We start from the raw sequence: 18,397 nt of genomic DNA, 5'->3' as shown, positions 1-18,397 counted from the left end.
ATCGTGAGACTTTCCACGGTTTCTCATTCCGTGTCAAGTCTCACGATTAACGCGCCGATCACTCCGGCCAATTCGGCGGCAGATCGTAAACCTCGCCAGCCGCGCGCCGGCGCCGGATCAGTTCCCGAAAGAACTCCCTCAGGATCTCCACACCCCGCCCGTGGTCTGCAGCCGCGGCCTTCATATAGGCCAGCATCAACTCCTTCTCTTCCTGTCCAAGCTCCTGGTAGAAGGGAAGGATCTCCGCGACTTCGCGGGCCGCCGCCTGTTTGGCCTCCACGTACTCTTCGACAGTCTTGAAAGCGCTTAAGTCGGCTTGTCCGTCGATGCGCTTAGCGAGCATTTGCCCCCTCCTTCTCGATCATGTCCAGGAACCGGCCGAACTGCGCGTGGGTCATCGACCGCAGGAGCGCGGCGAACTCCGCTTCGATCTCCGAAGCAGGCGAAGCGGCTTGTCGATTCAAGGGGGTTTCTCCGGGCAAGCCGGGGGTGTTATGGCACTGCGTAGCCATTCGCGATCTCCTCTGGATCGGGTTTCGGTGAGGATCGAGCGAGAGTTGCCGCTTTCGTTCGGTCCGCTTTTCCGATAACATGAAACGCGATGACCGAGCAAGAAAAAACGATAACGGAAAAGCGGCGGGGCCGCCCTGCTACAGGGCTTGGCACCTTGATCGGCGTTCGCCTACAGCCTGACCTCCTCGCATGGGTTGATGCCGAGCGCGCCAAGCTCGATCCTGCGCCTTCGCGCCCGGAGTTCATTCGGCAACTCATCGAAGCCGCTAAGGGCTGATCGGGCGCGGCGCCTGAAAACATCAAAGCGCGTCCCTGTTCTTCCGGAGCGCCGCGATCACCGCGCGCTCGCCCTCGGCCGATTGCAGGAACTCACCGAGCTTGCGCTTGTCGTCGAGGACAACGACCTTGACCACCGGCGCAACCGTCACCGGCGCCGCCTGGGCCATCGGCACCGCGGGCGCCGACCCGACGAAGCCCCCTTCCCTGAACCCCTTCAGCCGGCGGTGCATGGCGTCCAGGTTCGGCACCCCGATCCGCTTCACCGCGTCGGCGGAAAAGACGTACTCGCCGCGGTGCACGATGCCGGCCGGATCGTGCTTGCCGCCAGGGCCGGTGTATCCGCCCTTGTCCCAGCCAGTGAGAAGCCCGACGCCCTTGATGCCGCCCCAGAGTGTCGCGAACGGCCCCTCGCCGAAGAGCGCCGCCTGCAGGAGCGCCTTGGCCAGCGCCCGGGCGATCCCTTCCAGCGTGCCGATGAAGCTTTCCCCGTCCACGATGGCGTCAACTAGACCCTGCCGGAAGTCCTGCATCAGCCCGTTGACGAACTGCGAGCGCTCCGCCAGCTCATCTTTCTTGTCAACCAGCCGCCCGATCGTCGCGGCCTGCGCGTCGATCTCCTGGCGCAAGGTCTTGCCCGTCTCGGCCTGCACCGCGTCCAGGTCGAGGCCGCGGCGCTTCGCTTCGTTCAGCATCTCGGTCTTGGCGTAGAGCTCAGCCGTCCTGCCTGCCGTCTGGCCGATCGCCGCGATCTGCGCGTTCAGCCGGTCGATCTGTTCCTGGCTGACCTCGAAGAACGGGCGATCCTCGGTCGTGGAACCACCACCACCGCCACCACCGCGGCTGCGTAGGGCTTCATTCGAAGCGATGATCTTCTGCCGATACCTTTCCTCTTCGGCAGCGTTGGCGATCGTCGCGCGGCGCTGCGCTTCGCGGAAATTCAGGACCGTGCTGTCAGCACCGGGCGGAACCGGCGATTTTCTGTCGAAGTCGGCAGCCGCAAGTTCAGCAGCCTTCCGGACCGGATCGTCCCGGAACTCGTACTCGATGCGCGCCCGCTCGACGCCCTGAATGCTTTGCGTGCGCAGGTCCATCGCGGCATTGACCGCCCGGCGCAGCTGATCGGCCATGGCGCCAGCCGTGGCGGCGCCGTTTGAGAAGTCGATCTGGCCCGCCGCGGCGCCAAGCTCGCCCGCCGCGTCGGCGCCTTCGTTCAGGCGATCCCTGATCTTCTGAACCTGTTCGTTGTTCCCGACCAAGGCGGCCTCGATCGCGTCGATCTGCGTCTTCTGCAACCCGTAGGCCGCCAGTTGCTCGCGGATCGCGGCGATCTGGGTCTGGCGCAGAACATCGCCCGCCTGCGCCGCTTCGAGGATGCGGTCGCGCAGCGCCTTAAAAGCCGCCACCCGCGCCTCGTCGCTCGCGGCCGCCTGCACCGCCGCCAGTTCGGCCTCGAAGCCGCCCAGCGTCTCGGCCAGGCGCACCAGCTCGCCCTGCACCTGTGCCAGCGCGCCCTGGTCGCCAGCCGCCAGCGCCGCAGTGAACCGCTCCACGAAGGGCAGCACCTCGTCGCCGATAGTCGCAAGGCGGGCCATCTGATCCGCGATTGCCGTTGCGTCCCCGGTGCCCTGCCGCAGGCCGCGCAGCCCCTCCTCGATCCCGGCGAGGAAGTCGTTGCCGAGCGGGTCGAGGTTGATTGCGCGCCGGATGTCGTCGGCCACCTGTGTCAGGTTGTCCAAATCGAACAGGCCCTGCCCCTTCAGGTCGGAAAGCGTTGACCCGGCCGATTCCTTCAGGGCACGCAGCGCCTCTTTCAACTGCGTCCTGCTCTGCTCCAGGATTTCCAGCGTCGTGGTCGAAACCTGCCCGCCAAGCTTCTCCTGCTCGTCGGTCGCGCGCTGCGACGCGGTGGCGTAGGCGTCGAGCGCCGTCACCGCGTCACGAGACGCCTGCGCCATGCCGGCCACCTTCTCGCTAGATGTCTGGACCATCAGAGGCAGCGCCGTCAGCGCGACCAGCGTGGCGCCCACAGGCCCGCCCAGGAGGCCGATCGCACCCCGGAGCGCGGTCATGCCCACGGCGGTGGCGCGCGCGCCGGCCGAGAGGCCCGCCAGCGCCGCCGTGGCGCCGCCCAGGAGCGGGACCAGGCTTGCCAGGAGCGGCGTCAGCCCGCGACCGAGGAAGGACGCGCCCAGGATCGTCGCGGCCGTCACCACCCCGTCGATGTTGTCGGCGAGGAAGGTCAGCGCGTCGGCGATCTTGCGGGTCGCCCCGATCGTGTCGTCGGCGCGGCCGATGTATTCGGTCAGCGCGTTTCTGAGCCGGGTGAAGCCCTCGCCGATGGTGGCGTTCGTCTTCGCGAACGCGGCCTCGATCTCGGGCTGCGCGGCGAGGATCGCGCCGAACACCTTGTCGGACGTCAGCTGGCCCTCGGCGCCCAGATCCTTCAGCTGGCCCACGGTTACGCCGAAGGCGTCCGCGATCGCCTTGGCCAGGAGCGGCGCGTTCTCGCGCAGGCTGCGCAGCTCGTCGCCCTGAAGGACGCCGGAGGAGAGCGCCTGCGCCAGCTGCAGGATCCCCGCCGCCTGTTCGCTCGCCGCGGCGCCACCGGCCTTGAAGGCCTTGTTGACGATGGCGGTGGCGCGGGCCACCTCCTGCTCGCTCTTCGCCACGCCCTTCGTCGATTGCAGCAGCTTGGCGTAGAGGTCGGCCGTCGATCCGATCGAGGCGCGGGTCTCGGTCGCGATGTCGTTGATCGCCGACAGGGAGCGCGCGGAGATTCCCGCCACCTGCGCCGCCGCTGCGATCTTGTTCTCGGCTATCGTCCAGGCGTCGGCATAGGCCACGATCTCGCGCGCCGACAGCGCCCCGATCAGGATGTTGCGAAGACCGGATAGGCTCCGCCCGGTGCGCCCGATCGCCTCTTGCACCTGGTCCATGGACCGGGCGGCCTTGGCGTTCGCGGCGCGGAAGTCGTTTTCCATCTTCTTGCTCGCCCGCGCGAACCGCTGTTCCATCCGCGCCGTCTGGGCAAAGATCTTCTGCAGCGCCAGCGTGATGTCGAGTTCGAGCGGATCCTTGTCAGCCATGCCTACAAACCTTGTCTAGGTGGAGGAAGGTGCCCGGGCCGCACCGAGACAGTGGTGCGCCCGGGCCGCTGGTGTTGTTCCCGACACCGCCAGCTGGTCGGCCTGCCCGTCCGTTTAGGCAGGAGGGAGGGCCATCGGCTAAGCCGAGAGAGGAGGCCCTGCCCTTGATCAGGAAGCAGCGCACTTGATGAAGCGCACCGCATTGTTGTTCAGGACGCAACCGCCGACGCGCTTGCGGAAGTAGTACTTCACCAGGCCCGGCGTGGTGATGTTGTCGTCGATCGTGATCCGCAGCCCGCCCAGATCGAAGATCCCGTATCCCCGGCTGAAATCGCCGAAGCCGACCGGGAAGGTGTTCGATCCGATGTCCGGCATGGCCTCGTCGATCGCCACGGGATAACCCATCAGCCGCGCGGGCTGCCCTGCGGCCAGGCTGTCGGTCCAGATGTGCCGACCGTCCGCGTCCTTCCACTTGCGCAGCACGCCAGCCGTCGCAGAGTTCATCAGCCAGGAGGCATTGCGACGGTAGGGCGCGCGCAGATCATAGACCGTATCGACCAGGACATCGGCGGGGTTGCTGGCCGGCGATCCGAGCATGTCGGCGGGGAAGGCTCCCGCGACTCCGGTCGGGACGTACTTGAACGCCGCCACGTTGCGCGCCGGGCTGTCATTGTCGCCTGCCGAAGACGGAGACGTGTTGAGCATGCCAGTCGGCTTGTTCGACCCGTTCCCGGAGATGAACGCGACACCCTCCTGCACTATCATCTCATCTGCGATCGCATCGGAGAACCAGGAGGCGATATCGAACTGGCTGTCCATCGCCAGCTCTTCGGTCGTGTAGACGTAGCTGTAGAGCGTGCCGAAGGTCGGCGATCGCGGCTCGATCGTCGGCTCGGTCGTCTGGCTGCGCGTTCCGGTTTCACCGACCCATGCCGAAGAAGCTTCGTTGTTCGACAGGATCATTTTCACATCGGAGGTACCGACGCTGCGAACGCTGGCAAGCGACCGGATGACACTGCCATCCTTCAGCCGCTTCAGGATCTGATTGACGATCAGCTCCGGCACCAGCGCACCGCCCGAGCTGTCCGAAAGGCCGGAGGCGGTCTTCGTTTCCAGCGCCCGCAGCTGCGCCCTGATCTCCATGTCACGCGGATTCCGCAACCACTTCGCGAAGGTGTCCGCGTGTTCCTTCTGTTGCGGCGAAACGTACTCGCCACCGCCATTGCCGGCCGGCCGCGAAATCACCGCTTCGAGGTCTTCGAAGCTGCGCTTCAGGGTTTCGATGTCGGCCTTCACGCCGTCCACTTCGCCCGCCTTGCCCTTGATCGTTTCCAGGGTCGTCTTGATTTCCAGAAGAGGATCCATGTCGCTACCTCATTGATTTGGCCGTCTCGCGCAGAATGCCGAGAGCTTGGGCCAGGGTTTCAGAAACAGCCGCGGCGCGCGCCTCGGCTTCCAGGTCTTCGATGCTCTTGCCTTCGAGCGCGGCCCATCCGCCGGCCGCGACCTTTTCGCAGAAGCGATGCGGCAGCCCGTGCGAGCGCAACAGGTCGCGCAGCTCCTCCGGCCCGCCGATCGACTTCACACTCCGAACCCGCGCGCGCCGTGCCGCTGGAAGAGCCACCAGCGAGATTTCCCAAAGGTCGATCTTGGTCAGCGTGCGCACGCCGGTTCGATAGTCCATGGATGCGCCGTCTTTCGGCACCACGAAACCGATCGAGAGGCCTGAGAGATCGCCGGCCTTCAGGTGTTCGAAGGCGTCCCGGCCCATTGCCGTTGCCATGTTCAGAAAGCCTTCGACGTGGAGCCCGTCCGCCCTTTCGTGGAGGGCGTCCCACCGCCCGACGACGCGGGTCTGATCGTGGCCCCAAAGCATGACGGGCGCTGTTTTCTCGGCCTCGTGACGCGCCAGGGAAGCCGCGTAGGCACCAGGCGCGATGACGTCGCCGTAGGTATCCGGTTCCCCGCCGAAGGGCGAGGCAAGCCCGGAGATATGCCCTTGAGCGCTCGCCTTGGCTTCAAGGGCCAAGCCGAACCGAAGAGGAGCATCGAATTTGAGGGGTGTATTCACCGCAGCCCTCCGTTAGCACCGAACCGACGCGAGGCGCCGGGTTTCCGTTGTGCTGCGACGCTGGAGAGCTGCCGCGCATATGTCCGACGCGCCAAGGGCTGCGACTTGCAGGCAACGATACGCAAAATATGGTGCATGATCAAGAGTCACCTTCTCGACCAGCTGCGAGCATCAGCTTGTCGCCCCAGTGCATGCACCAGGCCGAGGCTGCGGTCAGGCCGTCGCGCTTGGACCTCTCGCGCAGGAACGCTATCAGGCATCCCTCCAGCTCCGCGTCACTCATCCGGGCCGCTGCGCGAGAGGCCCGGAACCGATGCACGGCGATCTGCGCCGCTTCTTCCCGGGAGACGCTGCGCATCAGTTCACCACCCTGCGCCGCTCGTCGGCGATCACATCGGCCAGATCGTGAAGATCTGCGGCTGCCTCGCCACGCCCGCGGCGCAGCGAAATTGCGACAGTGACGCTCGCCAACATGATGTAGAGCTGCAGCGTCGAAACGGCCGCCAGCTCCTCAACCCCTTTCGCTTGAGCCTCGATCAGGGCCTGCTCGATCTCACTCGACCTCATTCTTCCTCTCCTTTCCGGTCTCTAGGTCCTGGGCCAAGGCCCTTCGGGTTCCAGTGCGGCGAGCTGAAAAAATAGCGCCGCAAGGTCGGCACGGAGACGCCCAGGCGCTCCGCGATCTGGTCCTGCGTCATGCCATGCCGCAACATGGCGTCAACAAGCCATTGATTTTCTTTATTTTTCTCAAATCTTGGGCGCCCGCGCCCTCTCCGGGGGCACTCCGGGCCGAGGTCGAACAGCGAACCCTGAGCCTCAGACATCCGATCTCACCCCCTCCGAGAAAAAAATCTGCCGTTGAGGGTGACGCGGGTCTGGGGCCGGTCGATCTCCAAGGATTTGCCCCCCTCCCCCTCGACAGCCAAGGGCCTCCTGCAGGGAGTGGGGGTTTCCCCCTTTAGGGGGGAACCCCACCCGGTCCCTTGGGCCGTTCGATATGCCGTTCTGTTCATTGTTCCGCGCCTCTCTCTTCGTCGGGCAAGCCGCCTCCGTTCACGGACTCCGCGTTAGGTCTGGGGGTCGCTTGGCCTTCGCTCCCCGGTCCTGATCGGGCTTCCTGTCGTCGTCGCCTCTGCATCAGCCCCGGGGCGCCATGAGGTCGCGGGGGGCGTACAAGCGGGCCAGCCCGTGCTGGCGCGGCCGGGACAATGAGGCGGGTCAGACTAGAACAGTCGCTGCTCCTCCCTCTCTTCGTGTTGAACAATGCAGGTGGTGACCGGATCGCCGTCAGCGTCGGACCCAAGCTGCACCTGTTTCAGGGTGAACCGGCGCTCCAGCCCGGTTTCGCCGTCCCGCTGCTTCGTCACGCGCACCAAGCGCCGACCGTCCTCGTCCTTCGACAGGTGCAGTTCGGTATCGACGGCCGCGCGCAGCGAGGAATGCCCCCGTGCGCCGCGGGACGCATCCTTGCCATTGTGGTGCACGACCATGACATGCGCGCCCGTCCGCTCCCGGATGAGATCGAGGTCGCGCAGGAGCGCCGCCACGTCCGGTGCCGTGTTCTCGTCGCCGGCCATGGTCCGCGCCAGGGTGTCCACGATGATCAGCGCGAACGGGCCGTGGATCTCGGCCAGGTGGCGCACGGTATCGGCCAGCGGCGGGCCGTCGCTGCCTCGACCGCCAAACCGAATCGGCCCGCGCAGGACCATGAAGTTCGCGTGTCGGGCGGCAAGCCGGTTGTCGAACAGCGCCCCGCCCTCGGCCGCGACATAGAGCACCGCACCTCGCCGCACCTTGCAGCCCGCCCAGGTCGCCCCCGCATGCACATGGTGAGCGACATCGACCGCGAAGAATGACTTCCCGGCGTTGGCGTCACCATAGACGATCGACAGCCCGCCCCGGTCGATCCAGCCCTTGATCACATAATCCCGATCAAGCGACGGGCTGATCTCTCCTGCGAACTCGATCCGCGCCAGGAGGCGCTTGGCGTGATCAGCCAAGCCGCGGCGCAGCGGCGTCACCGTCTTGTCGCCGACGCCCGGCGCGGCCCTCGACGGGTCGATCTCTTCGGCCGCACTCATCATCTGGCGCACCTGGTCCACCGTCATTCTGTTGCCCCTCTGCCTTGGCCCGCGGCGTAATCGACGAAGTTCTGCCGATCGGCAGTCGGGAAGCTCTTCCAAAGCGTGAGGAACAGCTGCTTGCGCATCTTCAGGTGCAGCGCCTTGCTGCCCAGAGCGTCGAGGGTCGCTGCCAGGACCGCGACGAGCTGGTGCGGCGGCGCGATGCTCGCCCACCAGCGAGCATCCTCCTCGGCGTTCAGGAACACGTCACCGACAGGCGACCGGGCGGCATGATCGAGGAGCGCCGCTGTCATCAGCTGCGCGGCATCGTCGGGATGAGCATCCGCGATGGCCTCGGCCAGGCGCTCGGCGCATTCGAGGCGGCAGGCGATGTCTTCCCAGGCAAGGCCGGGACGGGAGAGGTTCGCGAGGCGCGCTTGCTGATTCATGGCCGCGCGCCCACCTGCAAAGTGTGTCCCGAACCGCTCAGCAACCTATTGGCCGCCAAGCGCCCCGTTCCGGCGCTCGTGTCCCGTCGCCTACTTTGAAAACTGTCAGAAATCCGGGCGGCGGCGCCGTCCTCCCGGGATCGCCAGCCTGCCATTGCCCCGACGATCCGCCCCCTTGCCTCGGGGCTGCCCCGCGCGACTCGGGGGGCAGCCAGATTCCCGCCCTGGTTGCGAATCTCGAACGCGACGCAAGCCTTGGTGGTTGCTGGCAAAATCGCTGAGGAGAAAGTCTGGGCGAAAGTTCGCCGAAGGCGCAAGGCCGGTGCAGGGGCATGAGGTGTCGTCGGCGACAATCCGTAAAATCGCCTCTTATTGTCGAGCATGTTCCCGCCAGTGGTCACTATTCGGCCAAATTCCCGCCGCAGAAAAGCTCGCGCCTCCGCTATCCTGACAACTAGACTTGCCGAATTCAGACTGCTGCGCCGAACCCATGGCGCGCACAACAAGCGAGGAACCGAGCGATGGGATATTCTGACAGGACGAAAACGGTGCGGATACTGTCGTGCTGCGCATTGGCCGCGGTGCTGGCGGCGGCCCCCGGCTTCGCCCCCCTGGGTGGCATCGGCTGGGACGGTGCGGCCTACGCCAAGTCCGACAAGGCCGGCGGAAACGGCAATGGCGGCAACGGCAATGGCGGTAACGGTAACGGCAAAGCCAAGGGCCAGTCGGCCAGCGGCAAGTCCGCCGCCGCAAACGGCAAGGCCGCCAAGGTGGCGTCGGCCGACGGCACGCTGCATCCGAGCCAGAAGGGCAAGTGGAACGCGATGAACGCGAACACCAACGCGCTCGACGCCCATATCGCCAACGGCAACTTCAACGGCACCATCGGTGCCCTGTCGCAGGTGCGCCTGGCGGCGATGGCCGCCTCGGGCGCGGAACTGACGCCTGAGCAGCAGGCCGCGCTTGACGGTTTCGTGGACACAAGCGACGTCATGGCCGACCCGCAGGCAATCGCCGATGCCCTGAACGAAGGGACTGATCCGGATACCGACCCGCAATACTCGGTGGACGAAAACGGCCTGGTCGACTGCTCCGCGAACTGCGACGGCATCGACGACGCCGCACTTGCGGAGAAGCAGGCCGAGGCGGACGCGATCGCGGAGGAACTGGAGGCGGAAGCGATCGCGGATGCCTATGACCAGTTCCTCGAGGACTCCAAGCAGCGCATCATCGACGAATCCAACAAGCCGCTCGACGAAGCCCAGCAGGAAGAGCTCTTCGACGAGATGGGCGACAAGTGGGGTCTTGACCTGACGCCCGAGGAAGAGCTTGTCGAGGAAGTACCGGTCGAGGGCGAGGAGCTGGCCGAAGGCGAGGTCCCGGTCGAGGAAGAGATCGTCCTTGTGACCGAATAGAAACCGGGCAGACCGGCATCAGGCGGGCGGCCCACGGAGGCCGCCCGTTTCAGTTTGCGGCCGGCCGCATCCGATCCTCCGGCAGGCGGATCGGAAAGCGGTCGCGGAGCCGCGCGTCGACCTCCGGGGCGATCGCTTGCGGGAAATGCCCCGCCAGCAGCGCCGCCGCCGCATCGCGGGCGCGCTCCTCGATCGTGCTGGCCCCGTCCGCGGTCCAGACCTGAACCGAGGAGCGGTCGGCCAACGCGGGATAGAGGTATTCCGTCTCCATGCTTTTCAGCGTGTCCGCGGCGCCGAGGAAATGCCCCTCGCCCAGCACAGCCGCCCGGATCGCCCCGACCGACAGCGTCTCCTCCGTCACCTCGATCCCGCGCACCACGCGCTGCGCCATGCCCAGCATGTCGTTGTCGATCACCAGCGCCTCGTAGGACACACCCATCAGGCTTGCCATCATGCCCGCCGATTCCATGATCCGGTTGGCCCCCGCCAGCCCCGCGACGATGGAACTGATGCCCTTCTCGTAGCCCATCTGCGCATCGGGCATCTTCGCATCCGACATCGAGGTCGCAACCGTCGTCGGCACGTCGTAGAAGCGGCCGATCTGCGCGATGGCGGCCATCAGCACGGCCACCTCGGCCGAGCCGCCGGCAAAGGCGCCGGTCCTCAGGTCGACGGTGAAGGGCCAGGCGGCGAAGGACATCGGGCAACCCGGATTGACCATGTTGACGACTGCGAGGCAGGCCAGCGCCTCGGCCACCACCTGCACCAGCGTGCCGGCCAGATAGGCGGGCGCCGTCGCCCCCGCCTGCGGTGCGATGGCGATGTCGCTGACCAGGCCCAGCCGCGCGGTCGCGACCATGACATCCAGGCTGTCGGCCGCGAAGCGCAAGGGCGACACGATCGGGCAGCCCCCGAACGAGACGAAGGGCCGGTCGCGGAACCGGCGCTCCGACCCCGCCACCGTCGCATAAATCTCCATCAGCGCCGGCAACGAGCCGACCGCGTTCACCGCATGCTCGACCGGCTTCGTCGTCCCGGCCAGCGCGGCATAGGCCACGTTGATGTCGGCCTCGACCAGATCCTCGATCTCGGTCGGCACGACCATCTGGCCGTATTGGTGGATATTCGGCAACGCATCGGTCACCCGCGCGGTGTCGTAGACATCGCACAGCGTCGAAGGCCGGTAGCGGCGCGTCGCGGGGTCGAGGACCGACACCGCCTCGCCCGAGGTTGCGTAGTGGACGCGGCTTCCGCCCACATGCAGATCGGCATGCGCGGGGTCACGGCTGCAGATCATGTACTCGCGCGCCGCCTTCGTCAGCAGGTCTTCGACCAGCGCGGAGGGGAACAGGAGCCGCCCGCGCGGACTGAGGCGGCACCCCTGCGCGGTGGCGATAGCGACGACCTCTGCCGTCGCCTGCCCGATGCCGACGGTTGCCAGAATCTCCAGTGCGGCGCGGTGGATCGCCAGAACGTCCGGCTCCGTCAGGGGGTTGTAGCGCCCGCCCGACACCCCGGCCCGGACAGGCTTGCGGTCGGGATCGGGCGCCGCGCCCCGAAGGGCAAGACGCGCGGCACGTCCGCCCGGCCGGGCGCGGCGTTCAGGGGATGCGGTGGTGTGCATGAGGACTCCTGTCGGTTCAGGCGAGGCTAGAAATACCTGAGCGTTGAGTCAATTTTTTTCGTGCACCCGCTCAATAATCTTGGTTTTTCGAATTTCCACCATTACCATGCTGCTATGCTTGATGAAGATGCCTCTCTCTCCCCGACCAGCCGCCGCATGCAGGCCCGCATCATCGAGGCGGTGATCGACACCGTTGCCGCGCACGGGATTTCGGGCACGACGCTCGCGCTCGTCGCCAGGGCGGCCGGGGTGTCGCAGGGGGTTCTGGTCTTTCACTTCCGCACGAAGGAGGGGCTTCTGGCCGAAACGCTGCGCCGCCAGAACGCCGACTACCGGCGGCTCTGGCAAGCCGCGCTGACGCGGTCCGACCCCTTGGCGCGCGTCCTTGGCCTGATCCGCACCGACTACAGCGCCCCGGTCTGCTCGCGCCGCACGCTGGCACTCTGGTTCGCCTTCTGGGGTGAGACGGCGGCCCGGCCGATCTGCCGCAACCTGTGCGAAACCGCCGAACGGGAACGCGCGCTCGCGATGGAGGAGGCGGCGCGCGACTTGGTCGCCCTCTACGGCGGACCGGCGCCCGACCTGCTGGCGCGGTCAGTCGACGCGATGACCGACGGGCTCTGGCTGCAGATGCACATCCATGGCGCGCGGATGCCGCGGGCGCGCGCGCTCGGCCAGGCGCTCGACCATCTGCGGCTCATGCTGCCGCATCTGGCCGACCGGATCTAGCCCGCCGCCTTGGCCCGGCCGGGCACGAGGGCGAGGATGCGCTCCGCCGCCAGATCGACGCCGGGGCTGGCCTGCATCGCCCGTGCGTTCTCGCGCAGACGCGCGCGCATCGCCTGGTCGGACACCAGCGCGGCAATCGCCGCCGCAAGGTCCCCGGTCGTCCAGCGGGCACGGTCGAGACGCATCCCCGTCCCCGTCTCCCCGGCCCGCGTGGCGTTGTCGTGGCCGTCCCAGCAATAGGGCAGGATCAGCGACGGCACGCCGTGGTAAAGCGCCTCGCAAAAGCTGTTGTTGCCGCCGTGGTGGATGAAGAGATCGGCCATCGCCACGACCGAGGGCTGCGGATACCAGCCCTCCAGGTGCACGTTGTCGGGCACCGCGCGGTAGGCATCGCGGAACGCGCCCACATTGACAAGGAACCGCGCGGGCACATGGGCAAACGCGGCGATCATGCGTTCCATCAGCGCGACATCCATCGCCCCGAGGCTGCCGAAGGCGACGTAGACCAGCGGCCCCTCGCCCTTCGGGAACTCCGGCAGGTCGTAGGGGCCTTCGCGCCGCACCGCCCCTTCGAGGAAGGCAAAGCGGGCGGGGTCGAGCGGGCGGGCACGGTCGTGACGCAGGATCGACGGGGCCAGCAGCAGGTTCAGGTGCGGCGACGGCTCCAGGAACTCCCCCGGTGGCAGCGCCGGCAGTCCCGCGCCCGCGCGGAAGCGGTTGTAGCGGTCCTGCGCCGGGGCGACGGCGCGCAGGTAGCGGGCGAGGAAGCGCGCGCGCCCTTCCCGGTCGTCGCGCGCAAGGCCCGAGCAATAGGGCGGCACGGCTTCGTCGGCGATCTCGGTCTCGGCGCAGGAGACGACGCGCACCCAGGGGCAGCCCGCCCGCGCGATGGCCGGGAACATCACCACGTTGTCGAGCACCACCACATCCGGCCGGAGCCGCGCCAGAAGGGCCGCGAGCGCCGCCTCGGCCCCGATGGCGGTGTCCACGATCGCCTCCCAGGTGGGGGCGACATAGGTCTCGATCTGGTCGATCGGCGTCAGGTTGAAATGCGGCAGGTGCCGGCGGATGAAGTCCTGCCAGTAATCCGCAGAGGGCGGCGCGCCCACCGCGGGCAGGTGGTATTCCTGAAACCCGTAGTCGGCGAAGATGCCGGTGAAGCCCGGATGGCAGATGAAGACGGGGCGCGCGCCACGCGCCTGCGCCGCACGGGCGATGCCGACGCAGTTCAGCGCTGCGCCGAAGCTCGCCTCGGGGAAGAAGGCGATGACCGGCGCCTCAGCCATCGCCGCCCACCCGGTATGTCAGCCCGAACAGGGGCGGCGCGCCGCGGTTGGCCGCCTGCGGTCGCTGGCTGCGCGACAGCCTCAGGTGCACGCAAAGCAGGTCGGCCGCGACGTCGAACCGCCCCGCCTCCATCTGGTCGAGGATGCCGAGGTGTTCCTGCATCGCCTGCCTCAGCCGCACGACATTGGCCCGCACCACGGCACCCGGCAGTTCGCGCAGGCGCAGGTGCTGGCCCAGCGCGTCGGCCACGAAGCGGTTCGCCGCCCCCCGCGCGATCAGCCCGTGAAACGCGGCGTCAAGCGTCTGGAAAGCGCGCGGGTCAAGCCGGTCGTCCGGCTCGGCCAGAAAGGCGACCATGGCCCGGCGCAGCGCCGCCGCCCGGTCGGGGTCAAGCCGGAATCCCGGCGCGGTCAGCGCCGCAGGTTCCAGCATCAGGCGGAACTCATAGCTGTCGGCCTGCGATTCGGGGGCGTCGGGCAGGGCCGCGAAAACCCAGGACTGCCCCGGCGCGCGGGTCACGAGCCCGTCTTCCGCCAGCCGCGCCAGCGCCTTTCCGACCGCGGAACGTGCCGCGCCATAGCGGCGGATCAACTCGCCCACCGTCACCGTTTCATCCAGCCGCCGCGCCGCTCGGTCGCGCAGGATGCGCCGCGCAAGGTCGGCCTCGGCCGCGTCCGGCAGCGGCCCGGAAATCGTCGAGGCGGGCGAGAACCCCGCCGCCAGGCGATAGCCCGAAGACGACTCATGCTCCGCAAGCCCCTGATCCACCAAGAGATCGAGCGCCGCCCGCACGGGCGTGCGCGACACGTTGCAGGCGGTCGCCAGCACCTGTTCGGGCAGATGCGCCCCCGCCCCCATGCCCCGCGCGCGGGCCAGGTCGAGAATGCGCTGCGCCAGGTCCAGATGGCTGGCCCGGGGGCTGCTCCGGGGGCGGGCCTGGCGGTTCGGGCTGGCGGATCGTGCCATGTCGCATCTGCCCCGTCGCGGCAACCGCACCAAGGCGGCAAGGTTTCTGTTGACGTATTTTTTCGCGCAATAATACTCTCTGGTCAAGGAAGTCGCCGCCCGGCGCAAATTGTGCGGGCGGAAATAAGCAAAAAAGACCAATCCGGAAGTCCAGCCAGAGAGGAACCGCCATGATCACCACCTCCCTTCCGCTGCGCGCGCTTTTTGCCGGCGCCGCGTTTTCGCTGTCCGCCGCCCCCGCGCTTGCCCAGCTCGTGATCTCCAACTGGGACGGCTACATGGCCCCCGATGCGGTCGCGAACTTCTCGACCGAGACCGGCGAGGCCGCCGAGATGGTGGTCCACGCCACCAACGAGGAGATCATGGGCAAGATCATCGCCTCTGGCGGGGAGGGGTTCGACGTGGCCTTCGTCTCCTCCCCCTTCGCCGAGGTGCTGAACAACCTCGGCCTGCTGGAGCCGATCGACCCGGCCAAGGTGCCGAACCTCGCCAACCTTTACCCCGAGGCGGCAAGCCTGCCGCACGACCCCGGCAACGCCTTCTCCGTCCCCTATGCCTGGGGCACCACGGGGCTTTGCTACCGCTCTGACCTCGTCTCGCCCGAGCCCGCGTCCTGGAACGACCTCCTCCAACCGGCCGAGGCGCAGGCGGGCAAGGTCACGCTTCTGGGCACCGACCGCTGGCTTCTCGCCGCAGGGTTCCTCGCCAAGGGCTATTCGGTGAACGAGACCGACCAGGCGAAACTTGACGAGGTCGAGGCCGACCTGATCGCCGCGAAGCAGACCATGCTCGCCTTCGACGACACCACCTTCTATTCCAAGCTCGTCTCGGGCGAGGCGACGCTGGTCCATGCCTGGGACGGCTGGTGCAACTACGGCATCGCCGAGAACGCGGCGATCAAGTTCGCGGTGCCGTCCGAAGGCTCCGACCTCTGGGTGGACACGATGGTGGTGCTGAAGGCGTCGAAGAACAAGGACGGGGCCTTCAAGTTCCTCAACTACATCCTCGATGCCGGCAACCACCGCTGGGCGGCCGAGAACATCCTTTACAAGGTGCCGAACCAGGCCGCGATGGAGGGGCTGTCGCCCGACCTGATCGCGCAGTTCCCGAACATGGGCATGACGCCCGCCGACCTGCTGAAGCTCGAACAGCTGCGCGACGTTGGCGACGCGACGCGGGCCTATGCCAAGGCGGTCTCCGCCATCAAGGCCGCGAACTGAAGATAGCGGGCGGGCCCCCGCGCCCGCCCTTCCCCACCGGACCCGACACGTGACCCCTTCGAACGCACGCTCGACCGCCCTCATGGCCCCGGCGCTGGCCTGGCTGACCGCGCTCATGGTCATTCCCTGCGCACTGATCCTGGCGCTCGGCTTCTTCCGGCGCGGCGTCTACGGCGGCATCGAATACACGTTCACGCTGGAGAATTTCGCGCTTCTCCTCGACCCGCTCTATGCGGGCATCTTCCTGACCTCGGCCCGGATCGCCGGCACCGCCACCCTGATCGCCGTCGTCATCGGCTATGCCGCCGCCTACGCCATCGCCGCGGCGCCGCGCCACCGCCAGCCGCTTCTCCTCTTCCTCGCCGTGCTGCCGTTCTGGTCGAACTACCTGATCCGCACCTACGCCTGGATCGTGCTCCTGAACCGCGAGGGGCTGATCACGCAAGCCCTGCGGATGATGGGGTATGAGGGGGAGCCACCCTCGCTCCTCTACACCGAGGGGGCGGTCATCACCGGGCTGGTCTACAACTACCTGCCCTTCGTAATCCTCGCCTGCTACGCGCCGCTTGCCCGGCTGAACCCCGAACTGGCCGAGGCCTCGCGCGATCTGGGTGCCTCGGCCTTCACCACCTTCCGCCGCGTGGTCCTGCCGATGACGCTGCACGGGGTCGCGGCGGGCGCGGTCTTCGTCTTCGTCCTCTCCATCGGCAATTTCATCACCCCGGCCCTTCTGGGCGGCGGGCGGTTCCAGATGATCGGCAACCTCGTCTACGCGCAGTTCCTGACCGCGAACGACTGGCCCTTCGGCGCGGCCCTGTCGATGGCGCTGATCGCGATCATGATGGGGCTTCTCACGCTTCAGGCGATGGCCGCCGACCGCGGCGCCGGTCAGCGGCGGGAGGGTGCGGATGGCTGAACGGTCCCCCGCCACCCGGCGCGGCCTCGCGACGCTCCTGGCCTTCGTCCTCGCCTTCCTCTACCTGCCCATCGGCATCCTGGTGGCGCTGTCGTTCAACGCCGGCGGCATGCCCACCGCCTGGACCGGGTTTTCGGCAAAGTGGTATGGCGCGCTGCTGTCGAACCGCGACATCCTGTCGGCGGCGGGCAACACGCTGGTGGTGGGCGTGATCTCCACCCTGATCGCCACAATCCTCGGCACCCTGCTTGCCCTCGGCATCGAAACCCGCCGCCGCAAGGGCCGCGCGATCGAGGCGCTGGTCTTCGCGCCGATGATCATTCCCGACATCGTGCTCGCAATCGCGCTCCTGTCGTTCTTCTCGCTCCTGAACGTGCCGATGGGGCTTCACACGATCATCGCCTCCCACGTCGTATTCAACCTCGCCTTCGTCTCTGCGGTGGTGCGCGCGCGGCTCAAGACCTTCGACTGGTCGGTGACCGAGGCCTCGGCAGATCTCGGCGCCAGCGCCCTCACCACCTTCCGCAGGGTGACGCTGCCGCTGATCCTGCCGGCCGTCATCGCGGGCGCGCTTCTGGCCTTCACGCTGTCGGTCGACGAATTCATCATCGCCTTCTTCACCGCCGGCGCCGGCCGCGCCTCGACCACGCTGCCGATGCAGATCTTCGCCATGATCCGCTTCGGCGTGACGCCCGAGATCAACGCGCTCGCCACCCTCGTCATGCTGGTCTCGGTCACCGCCCTGACGCTGGCGCAACGGCTCAACAGGGGGGTGATCGCGCCATGAACTCCAGCGCGACGACACTACTTTCCATCGACGGCGTGACCAAGCGCTTCGGCCGGGTGACGGCGGTGGACCGGCTGTCGCTCGACATCCGCGAAAACGAGTTCTTCGCCCTTCTGGGCGCGTCCGGTTCCGGCAAGACCACGCTTCTCAGGATGCTCGCCGGGTTCGAGACGCCCGAGGAAGGGGCGATCCGCCTCGATGGTGCCGACATCGCGCGGGTTCCGCCGAACCGCCGTCCGGTCAACCTGATGTTCCAGTCCTACGCGCTTTTCCCGCATATGACGGTTGCGGGCAACATCGCCTACGGGCTTGAAATGGAACGCCTTCCCCGCGCCGAGATCGCCGCGCGGGTGGACGAGATCATGGCGATCACCGAACTGTCCCCCATGGCCGGGCGCAAGCCGGACCAGCTATCGGGCGGGCAGCGGCAGCGCGTGGCGCTGGCCCGCGCGCTGGTCAAGCGGCCGCGGCTCCTGCTTCTGGACGAGCCGCTGGGCGCGCTCGACAAGAAGCTGCGCGCGGCGATGCAGCTGGAACTGAAACGCCTCCAGCACGAGGTCGGCATCACCTTCATCGTCGTCACCCACGACCAGGAAGAGGCGCTGGTCATGGCCGACCGCATCGCCATCCTGAAGGACGGGCGGCTTTTGCAGGTAGGCACCCCGCACGAGGTCTACGAGGCCCCGGCCAGCCGCTATGCCGCCGACTTCATCGGCGTGATGAACTTCATCGAGGAGGCGGGCCGCACGCTGGCCATCCGCCCTGAGCGCATCCGCCTGTTCCCCGACGCCGCCGATCGCACCACCGAAGGCCGCGTCACCGCGCGGGCCTACCACGGGCTCGACCTCATGCTGCACGTCGCCACGCCGCTTTCGCCCCGCCCGCTTGTCGTCCGCCTGACCGCCGAGGCCGCCGACCGCCGCCCGGTGGCCGAGGGCGATACCGTCACGCTCGGCTGGACCCAGGCCGACACCCGCACCTTCACCGAATAG

Annotated in this window: 20 protein-coding genes; 7 read left to right on the top strand and 13 right to left on the bottom strand. The window is 67.5% G+C overall.

What is annotated here, in order from left to right; genetic code table 11:
• Positions 1–58: 58 nt before the first annotated feature.
• Both N5I32_RS01965 and N5I32_RS01960 read right to left on the bottom strand, forming a co-directional pair.
• On the bottom strand, positions 59–343 hold the full coding sequence (locus N5I32_RS01965; RefSeq protein WP_261493711.1) for a hypothetical protein: 285 nt from the start codon (positions 341–343) through the stop codon (positions 59–61).
• Positions 333–464 carry a hypothetical protein gene (locus tag N5I32_RS01960; protein WP_261493710.1) on the bottom strand — a complete coding sequence of 44 codons (132 nt, stop codon included), beginning with the start codon at positions 462–464 and terminating at the stop codon, positions 333–335. Before N5I32_RS01960 ends, N5I32_RS01965 begins: the two co-directional genes overlap by 11 nt.
• A 137-nt stretch (positions 465–601) precedes the next feature.
• Between N5I32_RS01960 and N5I32_RS01955 the strand changes: the two genes are divergently transcribed.
• Positions 602–790 (top strand): ribbon-helix-helix domain-containing protein, encoded by a 189-nt coding sequence (locus N5I32_RS01955; protein ID WP_261493709.1) that lies wholly within the window; start codon positions 602–604, stop codon positions 788–790.
• Between the two features lie 22 nt (positions 791–812).
• On the opposite strand, the gene N5I32_RS01950 is transcribed toward N5I32_RS01955, so the two are convergent.
• The 8 genes from N5I32_RS01950 to N5I32_RS01920 form a co-directional block, all read right to left on the bottom strand.
• Positions 813–3,878 (bottom strand): tape measure protein, encoded by a 3,066-nt coding sequence (locus N5I32_RS01950; RefSeq protein ID WP_261493708.1) that lies wholly within the window; start codon positions 3,876–3,878, stop codon positions 813–815.
• 168 nt (positions 3,879–4,046) lie between these two features.
• Positions 4,047–5,243: a phage major capsid protein gene (locus N5I32_RS01945; RefSeq protein ID WP_261493707.1), complete on the bottom strand. Its 1,197-nt coding sequence runs from the start codon at positions 5,241–5,243 to the stop codon at positions 4,047–4,049.
• Positions 5,244–5,247: 4 nt separating this feature from the next.
• A complete protein-coding gene (locus N5I32_RS01940) occupies positions 5,248–5,949 on the bottom strand; it encodes an HK97 family phage prohead protease (protein ID WP_261493706.1) in 702 nt (233 codons plus the stop codon).
• Between the two features lie 139 nt (positions 5,950–6,088).
• Complete coding sequence (locus tag N5I32_RS01935) at positions 6,089–6,307, bottom strand: hypothetical protein (RefSeq protein ID WP_261493705.1); 219 nt, start codon at positions 6,305–6,307, stop codon at positions 6,089–6,091.
• Complete coding sequence (locus N5I32_RS01930) at positions 6,307–6,516, bottom strand: hypothetical protein (protein WP_261493704.1); 210 nt, start codon at positions 6,514–6,516, stop codon at positions 6,307–6,309. Before N5I32_RS01930 ends, N5I32_RS01935 begins: the two co-directional genes overlap by 1 nt.
• Entirely contained in the window at positions 6,513–6,773 is a 261-nt protein-coding gene (locus N5I32_RS21320) for a helix-turn-helix domain-containing protein (RefSeq protein WP_369414219.1), read from the bottom strand. Before N5I32_RS21320 ends, N5I32_RS01930 begins: the two co-directional genes overlap by 4 nt.
• Before the next feature lie 399 nt (positions 6,774–7,172).
• Positions 7,173–8,057, bottom strand: a complete 885-nt coding sequence (locus N5I32_RS01925; RefSeq protein ID WP_261493703.1) for an AAA family ATPase — start codon at positions 8,055–8,057, stop codon at positions 7,173–7,175.
• Positions 8,054–8,461 (bottom strand): hypothetical protein, encoded by a 408-nt coding sequence (locus N5I32_RS01920; RefSeq protein ID WP_261493702.1) that lies wholly within the window; start codon positions 8,459–8,461, stop codon positions 8,054–8,056. Before N5I32_RS01920 ends, N5I32_RS01925 begins: the two co-directional genes overlap by 4 nt.
• Before the next feature lie 521 nt (positions 8,462–8,982).
• Between N5I32_RS01920 and N5I32_RS01915 the strand changes: the two genes are divergently transcribed.
• Complete coding sequence (locus N5I32_RS01915; protein WP_261493701.1) at positions 8,983–9,876, top strand: hypothetical protein; 894 nt, start codon at positions 8,983–8,985, stop codon at positions 9,874–9,876.
• 49 nt (positions 9,877–9,925) lie between these two features.
• Here N5I32_RS01915 and N5I32_RS01910 read toward each other — a convergent pair whose 3' ends face one another.
• On the bottom strand, positions 9,926–11,500 hold the full coding sequence (locus N5I32_RS01910) for a trimethylamine methyltransferase family protein (protein ID WP_261493700.1): 1,575 nt from the start codon (positions 11,498–11,500) through the stop codon (positions 9,926–9,928).
• 114 nt (positions 11,501–11,614) lie between these two features.
• Here N5I32_RS01910 and N5I32_RS01905 point away from each other — a divergent pair, with 114 nt between their 5' ends.
• Positions 11,615–12,229: a TetR/AcrR family transcriptional regulator gene (locus N5I32_RS01905; RefSeq protein ID WP_261493699.1), complete on the top strand. Its 615-nt coding sequence runs from the start codon at positions 11,615–11,617 to the stop codon at positions 12,227–12,229.
• Here the strand turns inward: N5I32_RS01905 and N5I32_RS01900 are convergent.
• Together N5I32_RS01900 and N5I32_RS01895 are read right to left on the bottom strand one after the other, a co-directional pair.
• A complete protein-coding gene (locus N5I32_RS01900; protein ID WP_261493698.1) occupies positions 12,226–13,515 on the bottom strand; it encodes a glycosyltransferase in 1,290 nt (429 codons plus the stop codon). The genes N5I32_RS01905 and N5I32_RS01900 overlap by 4 nt on opposite strands.
• Positions 13,508–14,482, bottom strand: coding sequence for a GntR family transcriptional regulator (locus N5I32_RS01895; RefSeq protein WP_261493697.1), 975 nt, complete (start codon positions 14,480–14,482; stop codon positions 13,508–13,510). Before N5I32_RS01895 ends, N5I32_RS01900 begins: the two co-directional genes overlap by 8 nt.
• A gap of 170 nt (positions 14,483–14,652) precedes the next feature.
• Between N5I32_RS01895 and N5I32_RS01890 the strand changes: the two genes are divergently transcribed.
• The 4 genes from N5I32_RS01890 to N5I32_RS01875 are packed head-to-tail and all read left to right on the top strand — an operon-like array spanning position 14,653 to position 18,397.
• Positions 14,653–15,702 (top strand): polyamine ABC transporter substrate-binding protein, encoded by a 1,050-nt coding sequence (locus N5I32_RS01890; protein WP_261493696.1) that lies wholly within the window; start codon positions 14,653–14,655, stop codon positions 15,700–15,702.
• Between the two features lie 49 nt (positions 15,703–15,751).
• Positions 15,752–16,618 (top strand): ABC transporter permease, encoded by an 867-nt coding sequence (locus tag N5I32_RS01885; protein ID WP_261493695.1) that lies wholly within the window; start codon positions 15,752–15,754, stop codon positions 16,616–16,618.
• A complete protein-coding gene (locus N5I32_RS01880) occupies positions 16,611–17,405 on the top strand; it encodes an ABC transporter permease (protein ID WP_261493694.1) in 795 nt (264 codons plus the stop codon). Before N5I32_RS01885 ends, N5I32_RS01880 begins: the two co-directional genes overlap by 8 nt.
• Positions 17,402–18,397: an ABC transporter ATP-binding protein gene (locus tag N5I32_RS01875; RefSeq protein ID WP_261493693.1), complete on the top strand. Its 996-nt coding sequence runs from the start codon at positions 17,402–17,404 to the stop codon at positions 18,395–18,397. Before N5I32_RS01880 ends, N5I32_RS01875 begins: the two co-directional genes overlap by 4 nt.

Origin of the sequence: Albidovulum sediminis, assembly GCF_025380365.1 — a bacterium.
GTDB classification, from domain to species: Bacteria; Pseudomonadota; Alphaproteobacteria; order Rhodobacterales; family Rhodobacteraceae; genus Albidovulum; species Albidovulum sediminis.
The sequence above is the reverse complement of the archived record's forward strand: the minus strand, read 5'-3'. Positions and strand labels throughout refer to the sequence as shown.